Consider the following 24,887-nt stretch of genomic DNA (forward strand, 5'->3'; position numbering starts at 1 on the left):
GACTTTTTCATGAGGTCGCCTCGTTTCGTATGTTTGTAGGGGTACAAACACTTTAACGAATCAGCGGCCTTTTTGCTACCTTATTTTGGGTAATCAACAGGCTTAGAAAAACGTATCTTAAATTTAGCTATATACGAGCGTCTGAGGACAGCAATTGGATAAACGTCATTTAATTTCAGGGATTTCCTCGAATCTGACCGATTCGCTGTATATCAAGTGCTATTTTTCCAACTGCTTCCCGGCAAGCGGGCCTCCATTCATGAGCAAGTGGAGATTATCCAACTGCTGTTTCCCGCTACAGACTGCCTTACGCAGCAGCCCCCTTCTCTAGGCTGATACTACCATCTGTAGCCGCTTCTTCGGAGTTATTCATGTCAGTGTGCTGGCAGGGTATATCCGGATAAGCCTCACAGCGCACGCTCCGTATCCCAAATTGTCTAAGCCTCTATTCCAAAAAAAGCTGACCCCCGGAACTCCAGGTGTCAGCTTGATCTGCTCTCGTCTGCTCTCGTCTACTGTTGTTCAGCCTTCTCTAACATTCTAAGCACCAGCGTTACTGCTTCCGCCCGAGTGGCCTGATCCTGTGGAGCCAAGCGGTTATTGGCTTTACCCTCAATCAGACCGGCTGCATAGGCCACTGCTGCATACGGCTGGCCCCAGGCCGGGATGTCCGCCGCATCTGTGAACGGCGCCTTAGCCCTGGCATCCGTCTTCACCTCCAGCGCCCGGATGATCATCGTGATCATCTCCAGACGGGTAATCGTCCCGTCAGGCCGGAAGGTCTGATCCGTATAGCCTGTAATCCAGCCGGATTTAACCGCAGCAGCAATATACGGCTTCGCCCAAGATGGAATGCTGCGCTCATCCTTGAAGGTAATGCCGGATGGCTCAAGCTGTACATTCAAGGCACGGCCGAGGATTACCGCAAATTCACTGCGGCTAACTTCTCCGTTGGGACGGAAGGTTCCGTCTTCATAGCCGTTCACGAGCTTGCGTTCCGCCGCTGTGAGGATGCTCTCTCTAGCCCAATGCTTATCTACATCCTTGAACTTAGGCAGAGTAACATTCCCGCCGTCCCCTGTATTTCCAGTGTTTTCTGTATTTCCCGTGTTCCCTGCATTACCTGTATTCCCCGTGTTGCCGGTACCGCCAACAGTTCCGGTTGTACCGTTATTGCCAGAAGGGCTACCTGTATTACCTGTATTACCTGAATTACCATTGTTACCTGTATTACCGTTGTTACCATTATTCCCGTTATTTCCGTTATTTCCGTTGTCCGTGCCGCCGTCAGGTTTCGTTTCCGTCTTCAGGACCGTTAGCCCGAAGCTTTTTTGCGCCTCTGCCCCGTCTTTTGTAAGCGTCGCCGTCAGCGTCACTTCGGTTGTGGCAGACGGTCGCTTCACTTCCCCTGTCATAGAGATGACTTCCGGGTTCGTTGAAGTCCAGGTTATCGCACTTCCATGCTCCCCTACAGCCGGCAGAACGACATTCTTCGTTACCGAAGTCTTATGATCTCCTTCGGCGTAACCAATCTCCAGCAGCGCCTTATCCAAATTCACAGCCAGCGGCTGCGGCAGATTACCTAAGGTGATTGTTACCGAGTCTGTATGGAGTGGAACAGTGACGGTTCCTTTTTCGTTATCTATAATGCCTGTAGAGGCTTCAGTGATGTTGTTCACCATACTCGGCAATTGAACGCTGAAGCTGGCCGCACCGGCTTCAATCCTGGCCTGCTTCAAATTACTGCTGAAGGTTACAACAAGCTGGTTATCCTGTCTTACCACATTGTACCCGACTCTGCCGCCCTGCAGCGCAGGGTAGTTCTGCACACTGGCCACCTTGTTATGATTCGCCGCTGCGTCCGTAACCCACTCCTTGGGAATCCCGCGGCCCACGATAATCTCGTATTTCTGATTCTTATCGTAGATTTTCTCCGCAATCAGAGAGTCAACCAGTACCTTGGAGTTAACGGATTGGCCCCACATATGCTGCGCTGACCCGCCGCCGCCCGGTGTGTTCTGAAGGTTCAGCTCATCATTCGTCTGGGACCACGGACTTCCCGCGACCGGATAATGAATGCCTTCCCACCAGCTGAACGGTCCGCTCATGGAATTTTCAATCATGAATTCATAAGCTTTGATGCCCATATCCCGGTACTCTTCCCCGCGCAGCGCAGCACTCCCGTAACCGGCATTATATGCGCTGGAGTAGAAGCCATGCGGGTAACCTCCGAAGTTGTATGGAGAATCCGTGGTATCCTCCTGTATACGTCGGTTAATTCCATAGGTATACGTATCATCCAGCAGCTTAAGGTTAATATTGTCTTCCGGCTGCTCTGCCCCGAAAAGATACCCGTCCCAGTGCCATCTGCCGAACAGGAACATGGAAGCCCAGTTTGCATCCCTTGAATCAGCCATTCGGTTCTCATCATTACTCTCAACGACTGATGCCGGGAGATAATCCAATCCCTTATCCGTTATCGTCTGCTCCAGCTTAGCGGTGAATTTGGCCAGCAAGTCATCATATCTGGCTTTGGCCCACTCGGCCTCCTGCAAATAAGCCTCGTCCTTCTTCAAGCGGTACAATTCACGGGACACATATTCATAGGCGGTCAGACCCGTCAGGGCGGAATAATTGTCTATGGTCCAGTTCCCCTCGGAGTCAATCGCATAGGTTTGTTTCATGATTCCGTCCGTATTCCGGTCAGTCTCGATGCTTCTTGCACCGAACTTCACTCTTTTCTCAAACACTGTACCCGCAGATCCGTCCCCGGCAGTCATCTGTTCATCGAAGATCGAGGCGTCACCGGTCTTGCTTAAATAAACAGCATAAGCCCAGGGAATCTTCCAGTTGGTATCCCAGTACAGATTGCTGTCCACCAGCCCTGTCTCAATATTGATTCCGCCGGTCAGCGGGATACTCTTCAAATAATCCTGCGCATGGGCGAAGTCCCCGCTCTGAATCAGATCCACCAGAATCCCGAGCGTATCATGTGAGAATAACCGGGCGTAGCCGTTCTCACCCACATGCAGATACTGACCATCTTTGATGATCTGCGTATCAATATAACCGGACTTGAACGCATTCTCCAGCTCGTTGTTAGGCAGGTCGAGTTCTACTATTCGGGAGAGCCTGTCCTGCCAATAAGCCTTCATATCACTGTAATTAGCTTCATACGTTCCCTGGGCGGACACCTGCTCCGTGGTCAAGGAAGTAAACTGCGTAACGTTCTTGTCAAAATACTCATATTTATCCGCTTCAATCGCATAGTCCCTGACAATACTCTCTCCAGGCTCTACGGTGTACACATTTGCTGCGGCTTCATTGAGCGGAATCAGATTTCCTGATACTACCGGCAGGAGCATCGTTTCCCCGGAGTGATTCGTAGCCGTGATTCTGGAATAGTTAATGACATAGTCCCTGCTGTTCACTGTATGTTTGTTGGCGAAGCTCTCTATTCTGTAGTCCATTTTATACTTGGAATATTCACTGATGAATACCGGCAGATACCCTTCACCCTTGGTCCACTTAATGTTGCCGGTATCTGTTACTCCGAAGGTCACGAGCTGCTTGGGGGCAACCGGTCCATGCTGCTCGGGACGGCTTCCGCCGATCTGATAGGAGCCGTCCAGGAATCCGAGGGAAGCATTCTTATCTCCTTCGAACCCGAAGGCTGCCGTCATTTGCGCATGGGTCTCAACCTTGTATTTACCTGAGACCTTTAAGTTATGAACCGCTTCCAGAACAGTGGAGTATGCGGTTATTTTATGGTGTGCCGGAGCGTCTGCATCCAGCGCCTTGGCCGCTTTGACCGCTTGATTCAAGACATTCACCGAGCTGATCGTGTAGCCTTTGATCACGGCTCTGCTTATTCGGTCAATCTGCCCGGCAAAAGCAGTCAGGTCGATATTAATCTCCAGCCCCGCTCTTGCCGACTGTAATTGACGGAGCGCCTCATCAATCTCTGCCTGCGTGGCATCGAAATGATCGGCATACATGCCGGCATTCGCCAATGCGGATTCCAGCGCTGACCAGGACTGCACGGTATACAGCTTGCTGTTATAGTTAGAATCTGCAATCGCATGGATCAAGGCCTGCAAGGCGGTTCTGTCCACCGCAGACTTCTTGATGATTCTTAATATTCCGGTCCCCAGATGTGCCTCGGACTGGAATTTTCCCGCGACGCTTTTACCGAAATATTCACCGGCCGATTCTCCGTGCTTCTTCGTCACCATCCAGCGGTATTTGCCGGAGAATAAATTCTTCTGCGATACAACCAGTGCATAGCGGGTATTGGCCGCGAGATTATAGCGGAATGGAATGGTCGTCATTTTGCCGTCTGCCACATGGTCCTTCGCAACCTCTGTTCCTGCCAGGGGAGCACCCGCTGGTAATCCGGAACGGTCCGTTTGATATAACTTCACAGTCATATCGCTAAGATTATTGGACATTTTCCGGACATTAACCTGGACATACTGCATTTCGAAGCTCTCGCCCACGGAGAACGTCTGATATCTGTCCTGCTGGTCGCCGCTGCTGCCGAACTCGTATTCATTTTCTGCGGCGCCTGTGAAGTCGATCATAAGATTGGTTTCTCTTCTTACCAGTGCATTCTGCGCGGCTTGAAGCCGGGCTAATGCATCATCCACCTCTGCCTGGGAAGCATCCGCCTGCTCCAGAATGCCCCCCGCTGCCTCTCTTGCGTGAACAAACTCCAGCCAGGACTCGTCCGTGTATACGCCCTGAAGTCTGTCCTTCAATTGATTATAGGCATTCTGCAGGTTACTCTTGTCGGCAAGCTCCTTGCTGCTCACCGCCAGCCCCGAGAACGACATATTTCCATACCGTGACAGGGTGTCTGTCTGCAGGCCTTCCACTCTGAGTTCAACATTGGCCGGAACCTTAATCTGATACTTGTATACTTCCGAGCTCCCTCCTGCGCTGATAACCTTGGTCTCTACCAGGTTCGTATCCGCATAGATATTCACATTAGCCTTAGCCTGCCATAACCCGATGCCGAATACGACCGTTGATTCCTGCGGCTGCGGGGATACACTGAAGGTCCAGCCTACATGTTCGTAACTCCCGGAATCCCTGTTCTTCGGAAAAAACACGCCAAACCCCGTATCCTTAACAGCGCTTTCATATCCGGTCATACCATCATTCCAGGAGTAGGACAGATAATTGCCGTCCTGGCCCTTGTCCGGCTTCCCTTCAATTCCCGTGGTACCGTTGCCGTATACGTTGAAGGTTACAGAGCTTGGGCCGGCCTTTGTAATCCGTATGACGTCGTCCGGGCCGTTGCCTCTCAGATGCAGCCAGTCCACATTGCCAACCTGTGACAGATCCAGCGAATACTCCCCTTCTACTCTGCTCTGGGCGATATCAAGTACGGCGGAGTCTGTAGCGGAGTCAGTGACGTCTGCTCCATAGGCGATATTGACCTGACCCGGCAGGACTGAGGTTAGAACCAGTGAAGCCAACAAGAACATAAGCGGAATTTTGCTGATCGGTATTCTGAACATTGGGAACCTCCTTATCTATTTGATTTAAGCATATAAAAACCCCGTAGATTTAAACATACTAATATCTTTACATCCAGCCGACTTTTTTTACCTCTTTACGGCCCGGCCATCCGGGTAACCATAGTTCGCGGGATATGATTCCCGGCAAAAATAGAGGCTGTCCCAAGCAGCCATTTCATGGCTTTTGGGACAGCCTCCTTAAGTCCGGCCAGATGTACGCCAGCGCCTTCCGGCTGCGGGTATCTACGCTTCCGGCCGCTGCTTTATCTTCCCGCCTGCAGCAACGCCCCCAGCTCCCGCAGCAGCCGGGCATTGTCCGCCCGGCCCTTCACCGCGACGCGGATATGCCCCGGCGCAAGGCCCGGGTACATGGCGCAGCTGCGGACGAGAATGCCGCCCGCGCCCAAGCGCTGCTGCATCTCCTGCGCGCTCCACGGAGCAGGCAGCCGCAGCAGCAGGAAGTTCGCTTCGCCCGGCGGCACTTCGCAGCCGAGCTCCAGCAGACCTTGGCGCAGCCGCTGCCGCTCTGCTGCGATCAGCGCGCGCGTCTCCTGCCCGTAGCCGTCGCCGCTCTGCAGGCAGGCTTCTCCGGCCAGCAGCGCCAGGCCGTTCACGCTCCAGGTCACCTGCTTGCCGGTCATCGCCGCGGCAAGCTCCGGGTGCGCGGCGGTGAAGCCCAGCCGCAGCCCCGGAATGGCAAAGAACTTCGTCATCGAGCGCACCAGCACCGTATGACGGTAAGCCCCCAGCTCCGGCAGCAGGGATTGCCGGTCCGCCTCCGGGATGAAGTCGATGAACGCTTCATCCACGGCAAGAATCGTCCCGCAGGCCTCTGCCTTGCGGGCCAGCAGCCGCAGCTCGTCCAGCGGATACTGGACGCCGTTCGGATTGTTCGGCTGGCCGAGGAACAGCAGATCGACCTGCTCCAGCAGGCCGGATATTCTGTCCACGTCAGCCCGGTACTCCCTGCCGCTGGCCCCCTGAACGGACAGCACCTCCGCGCCGAACTGCTCCGCGAGCTGGCGGTACTCGGAGAAGCACGGCTCGACGATGCCTACCCGGCGCGGCGCAGCCGCCAGCAGGAGCAGAGCCATCGACTCAGCAGCTCCATTGGCAACGGTAATCCAGTCTGTGCCTACCCCCAGGCTCTCGGCCAGCAGCGCCTTAAGCCTCCGGTGACCCGGATCGGGATAAGCTGTAATCGCGGGTACAGCTTCCCGCAGCAGCGCCAGCACACCCTGCGGCGGCCCCAGCGGGTTAATGTTGGCGCTGAAATCCAGGAAGCCGCCGCCCTTCTCCCCGTATAGCTCAGCCGCTGTCAGCAGATCACCGCCATGGCCATATTTCTCAAGCATAGATACACTCCCTTTGGGCTTCATCATTACTTCAGTAACCCTTCTCCCAATTATCAGCCCTCAGCCGGAAATACGTCAATGATCTCACAGTAACGCACGAGTGCATCCGGCATAGTTCCGAGCACTGATCATCTCCCGGAGAAATACCAGGCGAAGCTGATTCTGCCGTACATAAGTCCGCTGGCAGCCTCAGTGGAGGAGGGACTGGCGGCCTTGCACAACTCCCCCGTGATAAGTTAAACTTTCGATTTTGTGGAAATCTCTCTTTTGGTTATAATAAGTACAGCAGTTTACTATGGTCAAGCGGAGGAATCACTAATGCTTTTTATTGATAATACCGGAATTACAGACGCATCCATCAATCTGGCCATTGAGGAGTTTGCGCTCAAAAACCTGCCGATGGACGAGAGCTACCTGCTCTTTTATATCAACAGCCCCTCGATCATTATCGGCAAACACCAGAATACGATCGAAGAGATCAACCAGGAGTATGTGAAGGAGCATAATATCCAGGTCGTACGGCGGTTGTCCGGCGGCGGCGCGGTGTATCATGATCTGGGCAATCTCAACTTCAGCTTCATTACCAAAGACGACGGACAGTCTTTTCATAACTTCCTCAAATTCACCCAGCCGGTGATCGACTATCTGAAGTCTATGGGGGTGAATGCCGAGCTGAGCGGACGGAATGATCTCCAGGTCGGGGAGCAAAAAATCTCCGGCAACGCCCAGTTCTCCACGCGCGGACGCATGTTCAGCCACGGCACCTTAATGTTCGACCTTAATCTGGATGATGTCCAGGCTTCACTGAATGTGAATCCCGAGAAGTTCAAATCGAAGAGCACCAAGTCCGTACGCAGCCGTGTCGCCAATATCAAGGAGCTGCTGGGCAACCCGGATCTTACGATCGAACAGTTCCGCGAAGGCCTGCTGCGTTCCATCTTCGGGATGGAGGCCGCCGAGGTTCCGCAGTACAAGCTGACCACAGACGACTGGGTGCGGATCAATGAAATCTCCAAGGAGCATTACCAGAACTGGGATTGGAACTACGGCCTCTCGCCAAAAAGCAATGTGAAGCATACCCGCAAATTCCCGGCAGGGCTGGTCGATATCCGCATGGATATTGAGGATTCTGTCATCCGCGAGATCAAAATCTACGGAGACTTCTTCGGCGTCGGCGATGTAGCTGATGTGGAGAACGCGCTGCGCGGCAAACGTTATGAGGAAGCCGAGGTACGGCAGGCGCTGGCGGATCTCGATCTGAAGCATTACTTCGGCCGCATTGAGCCGGAGGACTTCATCGGTCTGGTATTTCTTGAGGAATAAACTTGAGGAATAAATAGAAGGCATTACAAGCCAAAGCCCTCCCGCGCGGATGATCTCCGCACCGGAGGGCTTTGCCGTACACGCTTGCCGGTATTGTATCAGGCTCTGTGTCGCTCCCCTTAACAAGCAAGTGGATAAACGTATCTTAAATCGCCCGTTTCTGAGGAATCCAGGGAAGCAAGTGGATAAACAGCATCTATAATTGCTCCTTTTTGCTACTTAGGGTGAATCGAGAGGTTGTAAGTGCTGTTTATCCACCTGCTGTTGCAGCAGGAAGCATTCATTCATCAGCAAGTGTACGAAATCCAACTGCTATCTCCGGTCCTCACCGCGTCCTGGCCTGACCCATTCGTTATCAGACGTCATCCCAAAGATGGCGTAAGCACAAACACATAGACAACGAGCGCCAGCGTAAGCATCACGCATACCTTCTCCACTGCGTTGCCCTTCTTCGTACCGGTACTCATCAGCCTCAGCCGCAGCTTCAGCGGGATCGGTGGCAGCGGAGTGATCCCGCGCTGGGTCAGGGAATCGGCGAGCAAATGCAGGCCGTAGGACATACTCCCGGCAATCCAGAGGCTGCCGCCGTCATTCATGCCCGGTGAGACGAAGTAGAGCAGCGCCCCCCATCCGGCAACGGCATACAGCGTATGCGTGATCCCGCGGTGCGGAACTACCGATGCTACGACCAGCACACAGGCGGCGATATAGTTCCAGGGATCATAGGCATCGGCAAAAGCAAACAAGGCCAGCGCGATCAGCAGCATCACCAGATGCCGCAGCCTGCGGCTGGGCAGGAAGGATACACTGCCCACGAGCAGAGCCAGCGCTATGTTCCAAGGCGGCTCGGCAATCCCGGCAAAATAAAGATAGATGCCGGCGCCGATCAAAGCTACCTGCAGGATACGCAGCAGGAACTCGGGCACTGCCTTGCGTACCAACAGGGAATTCGGCTCGTCGATGTCGGGCAGCAGGGAGCTGACCACGGCAACGGCGACGGCCGGGAGGGTGATTTCCAGTCCCAGCAGGCTCATGGCGGACAAGGTAACCCCGGTGCTGATAACTAAATGGGATTTGCCCATCATGGTGAATCCGCTCCTTCATATAAGAGTATAATGATTCTGAGATGCCTGAAATGAGAACGTGTGTGCGGTTATCGAAGTATACCAAGGCTTTCCTTTTTTGTCCAGACTATAATTGGTACCCGGGTCATTCCCGTCCGTCCATCCAAGCAGGCGGCGCAGTTTCGGCTTGTCCTGTCCCCTGATTTAGGATACAATTTGGACAACTCAACTGGCCCTGAAATTGATAATCTCTGTGCATCGCGCACGAATCGCCGGTCTAAGTCTGCTACTGGCGGCGGTATGCGGGGAGATACAGCGGATAGCCGGACTACAACATACTTTTAGGAGAGAACCCAAATGTACAAATTGATTGCCATCGACATCGACGATACCCTGATTAATGACGATAAGGAAGTGACCCCGGCCACACAAACCGCGCTGGAGCAGGCTGTAGCCGCAGGCGTTGTAGTAACACTCGCTACAGGACGCGCTTATGCTTCCGCCCAGGCGATTGCCCGCCAGACCGGACTCAACGTGCCGATTATCACCTATCAGGGCGCGCTGGTGAAGAACCTGCTCGATGAAGAAGTCCTCTATGAGCGTTATGTGCCGCAGGATGCGGTACGCAAGCTGTTCCAGTATTGTGTGGAGCATGACCTTCACCTGCAGACTTACATCGACGACAAGCTGTATGCCCGGGAAGAGAACCAGAAGCTGATTGATTATTCCACACTGAACGGTACGCAGTACTACATTGAACCGGACTGGGAAGAGAAGCTCGTCCCGCAAAAAACTCCAAAAATGCTGATCATCGACGATCCGGCCTTCCTGGATGAGCTGTCCCCGATCCTGCGCAGCCTCCTGGGCGATTCGGTTCATATCACGAAGTCCAAGCCGCATTTCCTGGAGATCATGCACCACGAGGGCACCAAGGGTCTGGCGCTGGAATTCCTGGCCGCGCACTTTGGCTGTGACCCGTCCGAGACCATCGCTGTAGGCGATTCCTGGAACGATCATGAGATGCTGGAAGCTGCCGGACTCGGTGTAGCGATGGCGAATGCCATCCCTGCGCTCAAGGAGATCGCTGACTTCGTGACCCTCAGCAATAATGAAGACGGTGTGAAGTACGCGATTGATAAGTTCATTCTGGGGGCAGTTCAAGAGGCGTAAGCCAACCGGACCCCAACCTATAATCCCTGTATTTCCATAAAAAGGGTGGCGTACCGCAGGTTCATTCATTGAACCCGGCGGTATGCCACCCTTTATTTTTTTCGTGCAACGCTGTGAATTACACCGCTCCGATTACACGGCTCCGGCTACCGAAGCCTTCTGATTGACAGACTCCGTTCCGCCGCTGCCGCGGCTCTCCGTATTGCCGGAAGTCCCTTGCTCCTCCGCAGACTCCTGCTCCAATTGAGTATTATACAGCTCGGAGTACCGCCCTCTTGCAGTGAGCAGCTCCTCATGACTGCCCCGCTCCACAATCTCCCCGTTCTCCATCACCAGAATAATATCGGCATTCTGGATGGTTGAGAGGCGGTGGGCGATAACAAGCGTTGTTTTGTCCTTCATCAGTTTGCGGATGGCCTGCTGGACCATTTTCTCCGACTCGTTGTCGAGTGCAGCCGTAGCTTCATCCAGCAGCAGAATCGGCGCATTCTTAAGCATCGCTCTGGCAATGGACAGGCGCTGTCTCTGCCCTCCCGACAATCTCGAACCATGCTCGCCAATATCCGTGTGTATACCCTCCGGCAGCTCCATAACGAATTCATAAGCGTTCGCCTGCCGCAGCGCCTCCATAATCTCTTCGTCGGCCGCACCGGGCTTACCGCTCTCGATATTGTCACGGATGCTCCCCGTATACAGGCCCGACTCCTGGGGGACATAGGCGAAATAACTTCTTAGCTGTTCCAGCCGCATTCCGGTAATCGGACTGCCATTAATGGAGACCTCACCAGCATCCGGTGTATAGAACCCGAGCAGCAGCTTGAACAACGTCGATTTACCGCCGCCGCTCGGGCCGACCACGGCCATTTGTTGTCCGCGCGTCAGCTCCAGACTAATCTGGTTAAGACTCCGCTTCTCACTATCCGGGTATCCAAAGGCCAGATTCGTGAGCTGAAGCACCCCGAACTCCGGCGGCACCGCCTGCACCTCAGGCAGCACCTCAACCTCTGCGGGAGCATCCATCACTTCAAAAATCCGTTCAGCCGCACCCAGCGACTGCTGCATGGAAGCCACCAGGCCCGGCAGCACCGAGAACGGCCCTACCAGATAATTCATTAATTGAATGAAGGCGATCATCGCCCCGACCTCAAGCCTTCCGTTAGCCACGAACCAGCCGGCAATGACCAGGGCCAGGAGGAAGGTGAGGTTACCAAGCAGAGAAGAAATGGCTCCCGTTGCCCCCTCGATACCGGCCTTCTTCCTCTCCCCGGAGGCGATACTCTCACTGTAATCTATGTATTGCTTCTGCAGCCTGCGCTCTATCGAGAAGGCTTTGAACACCATGCTGCTGCCCAGGATATCATTCAGAAAAGATGTCGTTCTGCTCATACTTTCCTGCACCCGCACACTGTTGACACGCATCGCATTGCCGAAGACTTTGCCGGTCAGGAACAACAGCGGGCCTATAGACAGGCAGATCAGCGCAAGCACCCAGTTAATATAGAGCAGATAGGCAAAGGAGGCTACCGCCAGCAGCGGGTTGCGCATCAGATCCATCATCACCCGCCCGCAGGCTTCGCCGACCGACTGATTGTCATTCGTGAACCGGGACAGCAAATCCCCCGAATGATTACGGTCGAAGTAAGACTGCGGCAAGGCCAGCGTATGACTCATCATATCCTGACGCAGCTCATTTCTGATTTTGGCCGAGATATTGGTTTTGAGAAATTCATTAAGGAAGGTATTGAGGCCAGCGACAATAAGGAATAACACTCCAAACCAGGCAAGCCCCTTGAACGCCTCCACATCCAGACGCACGGCCGCATCCGTAATCCGGGCCAGAAACCAGGCCATCGTAAGATCCAGCATAATACTTAATACGGTGACCAGCAGCAGTACAGCATAGATTAGCTTGTGTCTAAGCATGTATGTACCCAGTCTCGCAAAAGCACCTTTCTTCTTCACATCATCAGCCCCCATTGGAATTCAACATCCTGCATTGTATTTAATTACCTTCCGGCTCATGCATTCAGTTTACTATACCACAAAGCAAGGAACCCAGCGGCGGCAGATGGATTCCTTAATCGGTCTCGGGGCTGACTGGAGTGAATACGGGAGAATCCTGTTATCCTGTCAAAAATCCCTGGAGTAGAGCACTCCCTCTGATCCTGGGGTTCAGGACTCCTCCGGGTGCAGCGGAATCTTCATCCCCGTAACCGCAAGAGTCACCTTCTCCGGCAGAATATAATCCTTCTCCAGATTGATGTCATGCGACATATGCGTGTAGACCGCACGGCGCGGCTGAACGGTCTCCAGCAGATCGGCGGCTTCGGTCATATCATACACAGAGCGGGTGGACAATGCTGCGGCTTCGTAATAAAAGCTGGTTCCCAGCACCAGCAGATCCGCTCCGTGCATAGACTTCGTCTCCTCCGGCGTGAGGGAGATGGAGTCCGGGCAGTATATCCAGACATACCCCTCCTTCTCCAGCCGGTAGGCGTAGGAATAACCATTCTTGCCATGGTTCACCCGCCACGTAGTAATCTGCCAGCCGTCCAGCGTAACGCCGTCATCGCAGGGAATCAGGTCGATATGCCCGCTGAGCCACGGGTATTGCCGTTCAATGACAGGAATGACCTCGGCCGGAGCGTACAGCTCTCCCCTGAAGCCCATCCAGCGGCAGCTGTCCGCCCATTCCGGCAGTCCGCCGATATGGTCGAAATGCGCATGCGTCACCAGCAGACGTTCCATGCGGCGGTGCCCCAGCAGCTCCATCTGACGCCGCCAGTCCGGTCCGCAGTCAATCGCCAGGAATCCGGCTCCGTTATCTATAAGCACAGAAGAACGCAGGCGGCTATTGCGCCCGGTTGTTCTTGCTTCCGTGCAGGTCTCACAATCGCAGTAGACCCGGGGTACCCCCATGGCATCCCCTGTTCCAAGGAACACTAATGTATCCATATGCCTGCCCTCCATCATCGTCTATTTTTCAGCGTGTATCCGTCAGTTCATTATAGAACAGCAGCCGGTCCTTTGCACCTTAGCCCGATACAAGTGGAAACGGCTTAGCCGTCCTTTAAAGGACGGTACCGTTTCAGCGAGAAATAGAAGGATAATTTATCATGTGAAACATATAAATTCTTATATTTCAAACAAAGAGCCGCCCCTCAGCCTGACCCGGCCGCAGAACAGCTCTCTTCATCATGCACACCTCACACCCAACAGGTATCGTCCAATCGCAGTACGCTTCTTCCACCCTCCGCCAGACCTACCTCGTTCTTACCCGCCTAGATTCCGGCCAGCACCTGGTACCATATGCCCCGCTTGGAGTATAACGTCGTACGGACCTCTTCCCAGCCGCCAAGGTAGCTGATGTCGAACAGCCCGGCAGGAACCGGATACTGGCTCTCATGCTCGGCATAGACCTGCTGGTTCACGGGACGGAAGCCGAATTTGGCGAAAATCTCCTGCGCCTCCGGCGTAGTCAGATAATCCACCAGCGCCTCTGCGGCCTTGCGGGTGCCGCGCTCATCCACATATTTGTCCACCACCGCAGCGGGATTCTCGATCAGCATCGTATTCCGGGGGAGGATCACCTCATACTTGACCCCCTCGGCAATCCGCGCCAGCAGCTCATTCTCATAGGTCACGATCACATCGCCGACCCCGTACTCGAAGGCAGCCATGGAAGCCCGCCCGCTTTTATCCAGAGATTCGACGTTTCGGTGTATGCTCTCCAGGAAGGCCTTGGCAGCAGCAGGGTCCTTCGCTCCTTCCTGCTCCTCAGAACGCTTCAGACCCGCCCCGTAGATCGCGTTGATATCCCACTGGGCCCCCCCGGAGGTCTTAGGGTTAGGGTAGAGCACCTTCACACCCGGCTTCGCCAGATCCGCAAAATCATGAATGCCCTTCGGATTGCCTTCCCGCGTTCCCAAGGCCACTACTGACCGCGTCACCATACCCGCCTCGCCGTGATTCTTCCAGCTCTTCTCCACCAGTCCTGCCTTGACCAGCTTCTCCACATCGCCTTCCATCGCCAGCAGAGTGACATCCGCCTCGAAGCCGCCGGCAATCGCCCGCGCCTGGGTTCCAGAGGCCTCATAGGACTGCTGGAATACGATTTTTTGGCCGGTATCCGCCTGCCATTGCTTCGCGAACAAGGGGAGAATCTCGCCCATGGCATCCTTCACCACGCTGTACGCACCCACCACAAGCGTCACATCTCCCTGCGGCGGCGTACCTGCTTCCCCGGAGGCCTGCTGTTCATTTGCGCAGCCGGCAGCGCTCAGGGTGAACACCGCCAGCATGAAGACCGTCAGCCATCCGTGCAGTAGTCTGCTCCTTCTGATAAGCCTCATCCCGGCGACACATCCTACATCATTTATTTTTTAGATAAATACAGGCATCGGATCTTTCTTAAGGCCATTCTCCTGAATCCAGCTCCGCTCCTCATTGAACAGGTAAGCGCGGTGTACCAGCACAGATATCTCCTGGCCCGGAGTCAGCGTTTCTTTCTCCAGAGAGCGGTAGGTGACCAGCTTATGTCCCTTTACCTCAACCTCCACGAGCCACTCACTTCCGCGGAAATGCAGATGCTTGACCGTACCCTGCTCCGTGGCCGAAGCCATTTTGAATTCATGCAGATGGCCCACCTCAATATACTCGGGACGGATCAGCGCTTTGGTCGGCCTGCCGCCGCCTGCTCCCTGGAAGCCTTTCAGCTCAGAGGCACTTTCGATCAGCGTGGATTCCCCGATGAAGGTCGCCACGAACGGCGTCTTCGGCTCTTTATAGATATCCCAAGGCGTTCCCTTCTGCTCCAGCCGTCCCTGGTTAATGATCATAATCTCATCCGCCACTTCAATCGCTTCATCCTGGTCATGAGTGACGAAGATCGAGGTGATGCCAACACGTTCAATCAGCTCCCGCAGCCAGGAACGCAGCTCTTGGCGGATCTTCGCATCTATTGCCGCGAACGGCTCATCCAGCAGCAGCAGCTGCGGTTCAGGCGCCAGCGCCCGGGCAAAGGCCACCCGCTGGCGCTGCCCGCCGGACAGCTGATGCGGATACCGCTTCTCGAAGCCCTTCAGTCCGGTAAGCTCCACCAGCTCGGTGACACGGTCACGAATGGCCGATTTGCTGGCTTTCTTGACCTTCAGCCCGAAGGCGATATTCTCGAACACCGTCATGTGCTTGAACAGCGCATAATTCTGGAACACGAAGCCGATCTCGCGCTCCTGCGGTGGAAGATGGTTCACAGTCTTGCCGTGGAATATAATCTCCCCGCTATCCGGTGTCTCAAGGCCTGCCAGCATGCGCAGAATTGAGGTTTTGCCGCCGCCGCTTGGGCCGAGCAGCCCGATCAGGTGACCCTTGGTAATTCCGAAATGGACATCCTTCACGGCATGAAAATCTCCAAAATGCTTATCGAGTCCCCGGACCTCTACATGCATAACTAGTGCCCTCCCTTTCTTCTCTTGCTCCATTCCATCAACAGCAGCAGCCCCGCAGAGAATGCGGCCAGCACCAGCGCTACACCGCCCGCAGCCGTAACATTGAAATTCTCGACATCCTGGTAGATCAGCGTGGTTGCCGTCTGCGTCCGGTTCATAATATTGCCGGACACGACGAGCACCGCCCCGAATTCGCCAAGCGAGCGGGCCACCGTCAGAATCACTCCATAGATGACAGCCCAGCGGATCGAGGGCCAGGTCACCTTCCAGAAGGTGGTCCAGCCATAGGCGCCAAGTGTTGACGCAGCCTCTTCCTGCTGGGAGCCGATCTCCTGCAGCACCGGCATCACCTCACGCACCATCAGCGGGAACGTCACGAACAGCGTTGCAATGACCATTCCCGGAAAAGCATACACAATCTTCACTCCGATTTGTTCAAATAATGCACCAAGCGCACTGTCCGGCCCGAGCAGCAGAACGATCATCAGGCCGCCGATAACCGGCGATACCGCATAAGGCAAATCCACAATGCTGTTCAAGAGGCTTTTCAGACGCCGTCCCAGCCAGTCTGCCCTTACCAGATACAAGGCCATCATAATGCCAAACAAAGTGTTCAGCAGTGTCACTACGGCCACCACGCCTCCGGTCATCAGCAGCGCATGCAGCGCCTCCGGCCGGGTCAGCGCATTCCAGAAGCCGCTCCAGCCTTCGCTGAAGGCGCCCATCGTCATTCTGCCAAGCGGGGCAGCGATCAGCACGAAGAATACGAGATAAGTAAGGCCAATCCACAGTCTTCTCATGATCTTCTCCCCCGCATCTGCAGCAGGTTAATCAGCCAGAGAATCAGAAAGGATAGGGTCAGCAGAATGATTGACACCGCTGCCGCCCCGGCCGGATTGTCACTTTCGACCTCCCCGAAGATAAAAACGGAAGACACCAGGGTACGCCCCGGGATATTGCCGGCTACGAGTACAACCGCACCGAATTCAGCAAGCGCCCGCGAGAAGGCCAGCATCCCGCCGCCGATCATGCCAGGTGCCATAGACGGAAGAATCACCTGGAGGAAGACCCGGCTGGGCCTCGCCCCCATCGTATACGCCGCCTCCTCTTCCGAAGCATCCAGCTCCTCCAGCAGCGGCTGTACCGCCCGGATTACGAAGGGGAACGTGACGAAGACCATAGCAATCACAATGGCCGGCTGGTGAAAAACCACCGTAAAGCCCAGAGATTCCGCCAGGCCGCCGATCAGGCTTCCGGGACCCAGCAGCAGCAGAATCATTAGTCCTCCAACTGCAGTAGGCAGGGCAAACGGGAGATCAACGAGACTGTTCAGCAGCGCTCTGCCCCGGAACTTATAACGGATAAGGACCCAGGCAATCATCGTGCCCAGAAGTACATTCGTAAGTGCAGCAATGACAGCCAGCTTAAGTGTTAATACAACCGACTTCCAAGCAATCGGGTCGGTCACACTCTCGGCGAAGCTTCCGAACCCTGACGAGAATGAATTGTAATAGACTCCAAGGATCGGCAACACGATCAGTATGACGAAATACAGTACGACTGTTGTTCTAAATCCCCAAGTCCAGCCCTTGTGCCTGATCAACGAATTCAATGCTCAACCTCCCACCTCCGGCGGATAACCGGTCGGTTTACTCGACTTTAAGGCTGTAATTATTCCTATTAATATACTTGGTTTAAAGTTATCCCTACTTTACCAAAGACTGCTTGCTGCCGTCAATTACTTTGTTAAGTTTTGGGTTAAAGTATAAGTATCATCATTGTTGTTCAAATCAGAGAGGGGCGTATTCATAATGCTGCATACTATGGAGATCACCACCAGCAAGCGGGATGAAATGCGGGACATTACCCGCGAGGTTCAATCTTATGTGAAAAAAAGCGGAGTGCTTAACGGGCTGGTCTTCGTCTATTGCCCGCACACTACTGCAGGGATTGCGATTAACGAGAACGCAGACCCTGATGTGAAGCGTGATGTGCTGATGCGCCTGGATGAGGTCTATCCCTGGGAGCATCCTAAATACCGCCACGCCGAGGGTAATACGGCCTCCCACCTGAAATCCATCACTGCCGGACCATCACAGACGCTCATTATTCATGAAGGGGCTGTGCTGCTGGGCCGCTGGCAGGGCATTTATTTCTGTGAGTTCGATGGTCCGAGGCAGCGCCAGTGCCACCTCAAAATCATCGAAGGTTAGTCTATTATTGCCTTGTAAAAACTTATAGAAGAGCAGCTTCGCCGGTTCCTGCGGAGCTGCTCTCTATACAATTGATAGCTTCTATAACACTTTCACCAATCAATGTTATACCAATGCAACGCTCTAAAGTGTGAGCTGTTAAAAAAAACAGCTTTTACAGACTGCGGCTTAATACTTTGACATGCGTAAGAGCAGCTTGCTTCACATCCTCGAACAACACTTTATCCTGGATATAATAAGAAATAAATCCGTGGGCAGACAGGAACAGGGTCAACGGCACATTCTGCCAGTCTTCCGACACATATCCCTCTTCCTTCATATGACGGCGGACAATACTTGCGAATAACTCGAAACATCGGCCCTGTTCTGCCCGGCAATAAGCCAGCAGTTCTTCGTCGCGGATCATGAACATGATCTCATACTGATACGGATGGTCCAGTCCGAAACGGATGAACTCCATAACCAGTTGTTCCACTCGGGTCATTCCCTCTACAGGAGGAGTGCTCATTGCATCATTCAATAACGTGGCTACATGATTGAAATCCTCGACCACGATCGCGTAGAAAAGTTCAGCTTTTTCTTTGAAATGATAATATAGAGAGCCGTGGCTATACCCCAGGTGCTGACCAATGCTGCGCATCGAAATGGCACGGTACCCTTTGGTTATAAAAAGATGCCTCGCCGCCTCCAAGATTCTTTCTCTCGACAACTCCTGTTCCACTGCTCTTCTTGCCATAGTCTATTCCCCTTCGCTGTAGTAAAGCCGCCGCCCTTCTGTAACAAGGGATTGCCCCTCCGTAAGATCGGTTATCCATGCGATAAATGCGTCACCTTCGTCATTGCGCGGAAGGCATAGCAGCGTAACTTTATCCGTAAATAAAGTCTCTCCGGTCTGGATGTTCCTGCCCCGCAGCGCGTTCTCCACCTTGCCCAGCCAAGTGTATTCGATCTCTACGAACACCTCCCGCCTCAGCACACGTGTGATTACCTCTCCGGCTTCCAGTGCAAGAACCGCACCGTCTGTATAAGCACGAATCAGCCCGCCTGCACCCAGCATAATACCTCCGAAATAACGGGTAACTACAATTGCTACATTTTTAACCTTTTGGCTGCGGATTACTTCCAAAATCGGTTTCCCGGCCGTTCCGCCCGGTTCCCCGTCGTCCGACTGTCTCTGGATCTCATCCCTCTCACCAATCATATAAGCAGAGCAGTTATGTGTAGCGTTCCAATGCTGCTTCTTGATATGATCGATAAATTGAACAGCTTCTTCTTCGTTCTCCACTGGCATTACATGTCCAATGAAGCGTGATTTACGGATTACGACTTCCCGTGAACCGGGAGTACGCACCGTCCGGTATTGTTCCAGCATTGTTGTCCATTCCTTAATCTACATATGATAACTTGATATATATTAGGAGCAGCCCCGGTAATGGTTACCTCTGGACTGCTCCCTGATGACTTATATGCGTATGAATAATCTGCGGTCCTGTGGTTATGTGTAGAACTATTCTGTAAGTCTGGCTTCCAGTTCTGCCTTTTCTTTCTCGTAGCCTGGTTTGCCCAGCAGTGCGAACATATTCTTCTTGTAGGCTTCAACACCCGGCTGGTCGAACGGATTCACACCCAGCAGGTATCCGCTGATGCCGCAGGCTTTCTCGAAGAAGTACACCAGATAACCGAAGGTATAAGGGGTCTGGTCAGGAATGGTAACGATCAGATTCGGCACTTGGCCGTCCGTGTGCGCCAGCATCGTTCCCTGGAAGGCCTTCTTGTTCACGAAGTCCATCGTCTGGCCGGTCAGGAAGTTCAATCCGTCCAGATCATCCGGATCATTCTCGATCGTTACATGGTGCTGCACCTTCTCCACCTGAATAACCGTCTCAAAGATGTTGCGGTTACCCTCCTGAATGAACTGGCCCATGGAGTGCAGGTCTGTAGAGAAGTCCACCGAGGACGGATAGATTCCCTTGAAGTCCTTGCCTTCGCTTTCGCCGTACAGCTGTTTCCACCATTCGGAGACAAAGTGCAGGGACGGCTCGTAGTTCACGAGAATTTCTGTAGTTTTGCCTTTGCGGTAGAGTGCGTTACGTACTGCAGCATATTGATAGCTCTGGTTGGTAGCCACATCGGGATTGTTGAATTCATCGGCTGCGGCTGCGGCCCCTTGCATCATCTCTTCAATGTTAATACCGGCTACGGCAATCGGCAGAAGACCTACCGGTGTCAGTACGGAATAACGTCCGCCGACATCATCAGGGATAATGAACGACTCATAGCCTTCTTCATTAGCCAGCTTCTTGAGTGCTCCCTTCTCCTTGTCTGTAGTTGCGTAGATACGTTTGCGGGCTTCTTCCTTGCCGTATTTCTTCTCCAGTGCTGCGCGGAAAATGCGGAAAGCAATCGCCGGCTCAGTAGTCGTACCGGATTTGGAGATTACATTCACGGAGAAGTCCTTGCCTTCTACCAGATCAAGCAGATGCGTGATGTAGGTGGAGCTGATGTTGTTCCCGGCAAAATATACTTCCGGAGTCTTGCGCTTGTCCTTGGACAGGTTATTGTAGAAGGAATGTGATAGCGCCTCAATCGCTGCGCGGGCTCCCAGGTAAGATCCGCCGATACCGATTACGATCAGTACTTCGGAATCACTCTGAATCTTCTTGGCGGCCTGCTGAATGCGGGCGAACTCTTCCTTGTCATACGCTGTAGGGAGATCAATCCAGCCCAGGTAATCGGAGCCGGCTCCGCTCTTGTTGTGCAGTTGCTCGTGGGCCAGTTTCACCGGAGCGGCGAAATAGTCAATCTCGGTCTGGCTGAAGAAGGAAAGGGCCTTGGTGTAGTCAAAATTAATCTTCTTGGACATCGGTAATGGTAGCCTCCTGTTTATCTCTTTAGATTTGACACCGTTTGTTGCAACATTATAATCTAGGATACTTTAATTTGCCTTGACTGGCAAGGTCTTAAGGCATAACCCCGGCTTTGGAACCATGTTTTTGAAAGTTTCATGAAAGCGTTTGCCAGGCAGAACAGGTATTCTGTTCTGTGGAACCTGCCGGGTCCTTCTGATAGAATGTAGACAAACTTAATTTCTAGAATAGGATCTCACTTGAGCAAAGGTGGAAATCAAATGAAGCAAATCGGTTTTATTGGACTCGGAACGATGGGGGCGCCTATGGCGTCCAATCTGCTGCGCAGCGGCTTTGAGGTTACGGTCTACAACCGCACCGTTGAGAAATGCAGACCCCTGGAACAGGAAGGCGCGAAGACCGCCCCTACGCCGCAGGCCGCGGCTGCGGGCAAAGATGTTATTATTACCATGATCAGCAATGACGATTCGATCCGTGAAGTCTTCTACGGCGACAGCGGTATTCTGGCTGCCCTTCAGCCGGGAACAACCGTCATTGATTCCAGTACCATCTCCCCCGGTCTGGCCAAGGAGATTGCCTCTGCCGTAGAGGAGCGGGGCGGCAGCTTCCTTGATGCCCCTGTAACCGGCAGCAAGCCGGCAGCTATCGACGGCACTCTGGTCTTCATGGTTGGCGGACATGCCGAAGTGATTGAGAAGCACCGGGATCTCTTCGACTCCATGGGCCGTCTGCTGCTGCATATGGGCGCTAACGGCAGCGGAGCTGTAGCCAAGCTGGCCCACAATGCCATGGTCGGCATTCACAACGTGGCGCTTGCCGAGGGCTTCTCCATCGCCGTGAAGTCCGGCGTTCCCGCAGACAAGTTCCTGGAACTGGTGAAGAACGGGTCTGCCGGCAGCAAGCAGGCCGAACTCAAGGGACAGAAGATTATCGACAATGACTTCAGTAACCAGTTCTCCCTTGCCCTGATGCTGAAGGATCTCAAGCTGGCGTCCTCGCTCAGCGATTCCACCGGCGTTCCTTCCCCTATGCTTGGCGTAGCCAAAAGCATGTTCCAGGCGGGCTTCAATCACGGCTACGGCGACGAGGACCTGTCCGCCGTGGTCAAATCCTACGAAGACTGGATCGGACGGAAGATCGGCGGTACAGGGGAGCAGGAATAAGAGACTTCCACTGGGAGTAATGAGTGCATCTGGGAGTATGAACGGATTACCGGCCCGCTATCGGCGGATTCAGAAGGAGCCTGATTATCACCTAAAAAAAAGCACCCCGGGACATAATCTCCCAGGGTGCTTTTTTGCTACTGCTTCATACTACACAATCGGGTAAGAACAGCAATAATCAGTTAATGCGAATACTTCCAGCGCAAATTTGGAGTTACCGGGAACATGGAACGTTTCCGCTCCGTTAATGTCCTTCCACACCTCAGTGCCGGGAAGCAGCACTTTCAGATTACCGGAGAGGATCTCCATGGTCTCCGGGCCATCTGTGCTGAATTCGTATACTCCAGGCAGCATAATGCCAAGTGTCACCTTAGTACCGTTCTCCAGAGTAACTGTACGGCTAGTAACTTTACCGTCGTAATAGATATTAGCTGCTTTTTGAATTGTCGCGCCCGTAAACTGACTCATATGCTTATTCTCCCCTTTGTCCTTAGATCCGTCTATTATAGCAGTGCTTTTACGCGGCTGACTACATTTTCTACGGTGAAGCCATACTCTCTGATTACTGTATCGCCAGGGGCAGAAGCGCCGAAGGTCGTGATGCCCAGAATGTCGCCCTGATCACCCGTATAACGTTCCCAGCCGAAGGTCTGCGCCATTTCAATCGCCAGACGGGCTTTCACTTCAGGCAGGATGACGGAATCACGGTATGCCTTATCCTGTTTCTCGAACAGATCCCAGCTTGGCAAGCTGATTACACGAACATCAATGCCTTCTTCGGCAAGAGCAGCCTGAGCCTTAACCGCCAGCTGTACTTCAGAGCCTGTAGCGATGATCTGCGCCTGCGGAGTACCGTTCTTGGAGTCAGAGACAACATAACCGCCGCGTTTGATGTTATCGCGCACACCGTCTACGGTACCTGCCAGAATCGGCAGGTTCTGACGGGTCAGTACCAAGGCTACCGGATTCGCGGTGTTCTCCATAGCATAAGCCCAGGCAGCCGAGGTTTCATTACCGTCCGCCGGACGAATTACCGTAAGGCCTGGAATGATACGCAGGGACGCAAGCTGTTCAATCGGCTCATGGGTAGGACCATCTTCACCCACTGCGATACTGTCATGGGTAAGCACGTAAGTGACCGGAAGCTTCATGATGGAAGCCAAACGGACAGCCGGACGCAGATAATCCGTAAATACGAAGAACGTACCGCCGAATACTTTCAGACCGCTGTGCAGTGCAATCCCGTTCATGGCTGCAGCCATACCGAATTCACGTACGCCGAAATAAATATTGCGGCCGTCATAGGATTCGGAAGTGAACTGCGACAGACCGTTCAGATGCGTCATAGTCGAGCTCTCCAGGTCAGCAGAACCTCCTACCAGCTGCGGGATACCGGCAGTCAAGCCGTTCAGCGCATTACCGGACGCCACACGGGTGGATACCGCTTTGTCTGCTGCTTGGTAGAATGGCAGATTCGCATCCCAGCCTGCAGGAAGCTCACCGTTCAGTGCTGTTTCGAGCTGTGCAGCAAGCTCAGGGTAGGCTTTTTTGTAGGCTGCAAATTTCTCATCCCATGCCTGGTTAGCTGCAATGCCTTTAGCTTTCACTTCAGCGAAGCTGGCGCGGACCTCGTCCGGTACATAGAAATCTTCTTCATAGACCCATTTGTAGAAGTCCTTCGTAAGCTTCGCTTCATCAGCACCCAGCGGGGAACCATGGGTACCGCCGTGGCCGCCTTTACCCTGCTTGTTCGGGCTGCCGTAGCCGATTACTGTCTTCACTTCGATCAATGTCGGTTTGCTGCTGTCTGCTTGAGCTTCTGCAAGAGCCTTACCCAGTGCAGGAAGATCATTGCCGTCTTCTACACGCAGAACCTGCCAGCCATAAGCTTCGAAACGCTTGGCGACATTCTCGGAGAACGCCAGATTCAGCTTGCCGTCGAGGGAGATATCATTGGAATCGTACATTACAATCAGTTTGCCCAGCTTCAAGTGGCCAGCAAGCGATGCAGATTCGGAGGAGATCCCTTCCATCAAGTCGCCGTCGCCGCAAATGGCGTACGTATAATGGTCAATCACGTTATGTTCATCTTTATTGTAAGTGGCACCCAGCTGCGCTTCAGCCATTGCCATACCTACAGCCATACCGATACCTTGTCCAAGCGGACCGGTTGTTGCATCTACACCGGCAGTGTGGCCGAATTCCGGATGTCCCGGTGTCAAGCTGCCCCATTGGCGGAACTGCTTCAATTCTTCCATTGGCAGATCATAGCCGCTGAGGTGCAGCAAGCTGTACAGGAGCATGGAGCCATGTCCGGCGGACAATACAAAACGGTCACGGTTAATCCAAGTCGGATGGTCCGGGTTATGATTCATCGTCTTAGCGAACAATTGGTATCCCATCGGTGCCGAACCCATCGGCATACCCGGATGTCCTGAATTTGCTTTTTCAATGGCATCAATGGCGAGTGTACGGATTGTTGTGATGGCCAGGTTGTCCACCGTTGAGTTTTCTGCTTTATGAATGGCTTGATCTTTTGCTTGTTCAGTCATTAAAATAATCCTCCTCAAATCAAGAATGTCATTTTGACTATTATTGTATCACGTAAGTGGAAGCATTTCCAATTGTTTTTGCTGCAGCTTATAATTTGCGGCTTCGGCCGGGACTATGCACTCCTATGCCCGGGACTTAGCCTTAAGTCTAGTTTCTATCTAAGACTAAAGTTTGTTTTACAAAGCGGATTTATACAGTAAGATGGAA

General features: G+C 53.5%; 18 protein-coding genes. 4 read left to right on the forward strand and 14 right to left on the reverse strand.

Annotated features, from left to right (window positions below; translation table 11 throughout):
• Nucleotides 1–512: 512 nt before the first annotated feature.
• Both HQN87_RS27395 and cobD read right to left on the reverse strand, forming a co-directional pair.
• A complete protein-coding gene (locus tag HQN87_RS27395; protein ID WP_173139797.1) occupies nucleotides 513–5,525 on the reverse strand; it encodes an S-layer homology domain-containing protein in 5,013 nt (1,670 codons plus the stop codon).
• Nucleotides 5,526–5,788: 263 nt separating this feature from the next.
• On the reverse strand, nucleotides 5,789–6,880 hold the full coding sequence (cobD, locus tag HQN87_RS27400) for a threonine-phosphate decarboxylase CobD (RefSeq protein ID WP_173139944.1): 1,092 nt from the start codon (nucleotides 6,878–6,880) through the stop codon (nucleotides 5,789–5,791).
• Nucleotides 6,881–7,198: 318 nt separating this feature from the next.
• Between cobD and lplA the strand changes: the two genes are divergently transcribed.
• Nucleotides 7,199–8,203: a lipoate--protein ligase gene (lplA, locus tag HQN87_RS27405; RefSeq protein WP_173139799.1), complete on the forward strand. Its 1,005-nt coding sequence runs from the start codon at nucleotides 7,199–7,201 to the stop codon at nucleotides 8,201–8,203.
• Nucleotides 8,204–8,565: 362 nt separating this feature from the next.
• Here the strand turns inward: lplA and HQN87_RS27410 are convergent, their stop codons facing one another.
• The gene (locus HQN87_RS27410; protein ID WP_173139801.1) at nucleotides 8,566–9,288 is read right to left on the reverse strand and encodes a metal-dependent hydrolase; all 723 of its coding nucleotides are present in this window, start codon (nucleotides 9,286–9,288) and stop codon (nucleotides 8,566–8,568) included.
• A 336-nt stretch (nucleotides 9,289–9,624) separates the two neighbouring features.
• On the opposite strand from HQN87_RS27410, the gene HQN87_RS27415 reads away from it, so the two are divergent.
• The gene (locus tag HQN87_RS27415) at nucleotides 9,625–10,437 is read left to right on the forward strand and encodes a Cof-type HAD-IIB family hydrolase (RefSeq protein ID WP_173139804.1); all 813 of its coding nucleotides are present in this window, start codon (nucleotides 9,625–9,627) and stop codon (nucleotides 10,435–10,437) included.
• Nucleotides 10,438–10,569: 132 nt separating this feature from the next.
• Here the strand turns inward: HQN87_RS27415 and HQN87_RS27420 are convergent, their stop codons facing one another.
• From HQN87_RS27420 to cysT, 6 genes are all read right to left on the reverse strand, one after another.
• Nucleotides 10,570–12,399, reverse strand: a complete 1,830-nt coding sequence (locus HQN87_RS27420; RefSeq protein WP_173139806.1) for an ABC transporter ATP-binding protein — start codon at nucleotides 12,397–12,399, stop codon at nucleotides 10,570–10,572.
• 210 nt (nucleotides 12,400–12,609) lie between these two features.
• Entirely contained in the window at nucleotides 12,610–13,392 is a 783-nt protein-coding gene (locus tag HQN87_RS27425; RefSeq protein ID WP_173139808.1) for an MBL fold metallo-hydrolase, read from the reverse strand.
• A gap of 326 nt (nucleotides 13,393–13,718) precedes the next feature.
• On the reverse strand, nucleotides 13,719–14,789 hold the full coding sequence (locus HQN87_RS27430; RefSeq protein ID WP_173139810.1) for a sulfate ABC transporter substrate-binding protein: 1,071 nt from the start codon (nucleotides 14,787–14,789) through the stop codon (nucleotides 13,719–13,721).
• 30 nt (nucleotides 14,790–14,819) lie between these two features.
• On the reverse strand, nucleotides 14,820–15,884 hold the full coding sequence (locus HQN87_RS27435) for a sulfate/molybdate ABC transporter ATP-binding protein (protein ID WP_173139812.1): 1,065 nt from the start codon (nucleotides 15,882–15,884) through the stop codon (nucleotides 14,820–14,822).
• A gap of 2 nt (nucleotides 15,885–15,886) precedes the next feature.
• Nucleotides 15,887–16,684, reverse strand: a complete 798-nt coding sequence (locus tag HQN87_RS27440) for a sulfate ABC transporter permease (RefSeq protein WP_173139814.1) — start codon at nucleotides 16,682–16,684, stop codon at nucleotides 15,887–15,889.
• Entirely contained in the window at nucleotides 16,681–17,496 is an 816-nt protein-coding gene (cysT, locus tag HQN87_RS27445; RefSeq protein ID WP_173139815.1) for a sulfate ABC transporter permease subunit CysT, read from the reverse strand. The genes HQN87_RS27440 and cysT overlap by 4 nt, the downstream gene beginning before the upstream one ends.
• A 199-nt stretch (nucleotides 17,497–17,695) precedes the next feature.
• Here cysT and HQN87_RS27450 point away from each other — a divergent pair, with 199 nt between their 5' ends.
• Nucleotides 17,696–18,097, forward strand: a complete 402-nt coding sequence (locus HQN87_RS27450) for a secondary thiamine-phosphate synthase enzyme YjbQ (RefSeq protein ID WP_173139816.1) — start codon at nucleotides 17,696–17,698, stop codon at nucleotides 18,095–18,097.
• 154 nt (nucleotides 18,098–18,251) lie between these two features.
• Here the strand turns inward: HQN87_RS27450 and HQN87_RS27455 are convergent, their stop codons facing one another.
• The 3 genes from HQN87_RS27455 to HQN87_RS27465 form a co-directional block, all read right to left on the reverse strand.
• Nucleotides 18,252–18,833, reverse strand: coding sequence for a TetR/AcrR family transcriptional regulator (locus HQN87_RS27455; protein ID WP_173139817.1), 582 nt, complete (start codon nucleotides 18,831–18,833; stop codon nucleotides 18,252–18,254).
• Between the two features lie 3 nt (nucleotides 18,834–18,836).
• Nucleotides 18,837–19,469 (reverse strand): YigZ family protein, encoded by a 633-nt coding sequence (locus tag HQN87_RS27460; RefSeq protein ID WP_173139818.1) that lies wholly within the window; start codon nucleotides 19,467–19,469, stop codon nucleotides 18,837–18,839.
• A 135-nt stretch (nucleotides 19,470–19,604) separates the two neighbouring features.
• On the reverse strand, nucleotides 19,605–20,960 hold the full coding sequence (locus HQN87_RS27465) for a glucose-6-phosphate isomerase (RefSeq protein WP_036700477.1): 1,356 nt from the start codon (nucleotides 20,958–20,960) through the stop codon (nucleotides 19,605–19,607).
• A gap of 264 nt (nucleotides 20,961–21,224) precedes the next feature.
• Here HQN87_RS27465 and HQN87_RS27470 point away from each other — a divergent pair, with 264 nt between their 5' ends.
• A complete protein-coding gene (locus HQN87_RS27470; protein ID WP_173139819.1) occupies nucleotides 21,225–22,127 on the forward strand; it encodes an NAD(P)-dependent oxidoreductase in 903 nt (300 codons plus the stop codon).
• 150 nt (nucleotides 22,128–22,277) lie between these two features.
• Here the strand turns inward: HQN87_RS27470 and ppnP are convergent, their stop codons facing one another.
• Together ppnP and tkt are read right to left on the reverse strand one after the other, a co-directional pair.
• Entirely contained in the window at nucleotides 22,278–22,595 is a 318-nt protein-coding gene (ppnP, locus tag HQN87_RS27475; protein WP_173139820.1) for a pyrimidine/purine nucleoside phosphorylase, read from the reverse strand.
• A gap of 35 nt (nucleotides 22,596–22,630) precedes the next feature.
• Complete coding sequence (gene tkt / locus HQN87_RS27480) at nucleotides 22,631–24,679, reverse strand: transketolase (RefSeq protein ID WP_173139821.1); 2,049 nt, start codon at nucleotides 24,677–24,679, stop codon at nucleotides 22,631–22,633.
• Between the last annotated feature and the right edge of the window lie 208 nt (nucleotides 24,680–24,887).

Origin of the sequence: Paenibacillus tritici (assembly GCF_013204885.1) — a bacterium.
GTDB classification, from domain to species: domain Bacteria; phylum Bacillota; class Bacilli; order Paenibacillales; family Paenibacillaceae; genus Paenibacillus_AQ; species Paenibacillus_AQ tritici.

Bases quoted from the DNA above. Each gene is read 5' to 3' on its own strand.
- HQN87_RS27415 (WP_173139804.1), top strand. From the start codon at position 9,625: ATGTACAAATTGATTGCCATCGACATCGACGATACCCTGATTAATGAC.
- HQN87_RS27465 (WP_036700477.1), bottom strand. From the start codon at position 20,960: ATGTCCAAGAAGATTAATTTTGACTACACCAAGGCCCTTTCCTTCTTC.
- HQN87_RS27460 (WP_173139818.1), bottom strand. From the start codon at position 19,469: ATGCTGGAACAATACCGGACGGTGCGTACTCCCGGTTCACGGGAAGTC.
- HQN87_RS27395 (WP_173139797.1), bottom strand. From the start codon at position 5,525: ATGTTCAGAATACCGATCAGCAAAATTCCGCTTATGTTCTTGTTGGCT.
- HQN87_RS27450 (WP_173139816.1), top strand. From the start codon at position 17,696: ATGCTGCATACTATGGAGATCACCACCAGCAAGCGGGATGAAATGCGG.
- HQN87_RS27455 (WP_173139817.1), bottom strand. From the start codon at position 18,833: ATGGCAAGAAGAGCAGTGGAACAGGAGTTGTCGAGAGAAAGAATCTTG.
- lplA (WP_173139799.1), top strand. From the start codon at position 7,199: ATGCTTTTTATTGATAATACCGGAATTACAGACGCATCCATCAATCTG.
- cobD (WP_173139944.1), bottom strand. From the start codon at position 6,880: ATGCTTGAGAAATATGGCCATGGCGGTGATCTGCTGACAGCGGCTGAG.
- HQN87_RS27410 (WP_173139801.1), bottom strand. From the start codon at position 9,288: ATGATGGGCAAATCCCATTTAGTTATCAGCACCGGGGTTACCTTGTCC.
- HQN87_RS27425 (WP_173139808.1), bottom strand. From the start codon at position 13,392: ATGGATACATTAGTGTTCCTTGGAACAGGGGATGCCATGGGGGTACCC.
- ppnP (WP_173139820.1), bottom strand. From the start codon at position 22,595: ATGAGTCAGTTTACGGGCGCGACAATTCAAAAAGCAGCTAATATCTAT.
- HQN87_RS27430 (WP_173139810.1), bottom strand. From the start codon at position 14,789: ATGAGGCTTATCAGAAGGAGCAGACTACTGCACGGATGGCTGACGGTC.
- HQN87_RS27440 (WP_173139814.1), bottom strand. From the start codon at position 16,684: ATGAGAAGACTGTGGATTGGCCTTACTTATCTCGTATTCTTCGTGCTG.
- tkt (WP_173139821.1), bottom strand. From the start codon at position 24,679: ATGACTGAACAAGCAAAAGATCAAGCCATTCATAAAGCAGAAAACTCA.
- HQN87_RS27470 (WP_173139819.1), top strand. From the start codon at position 21,225: ATGAAGCAAATCGGTTTTATTGGACTCGGAACGATGGGGGCGCCTATG.
- HQN87_RS27435 (WP_173139812.1), bottom strand. From the start codon at position 15,884: ATGCATGTAGAGGTCCGGGGACTCGATAAGCATTTTGGAGATTTTCAT.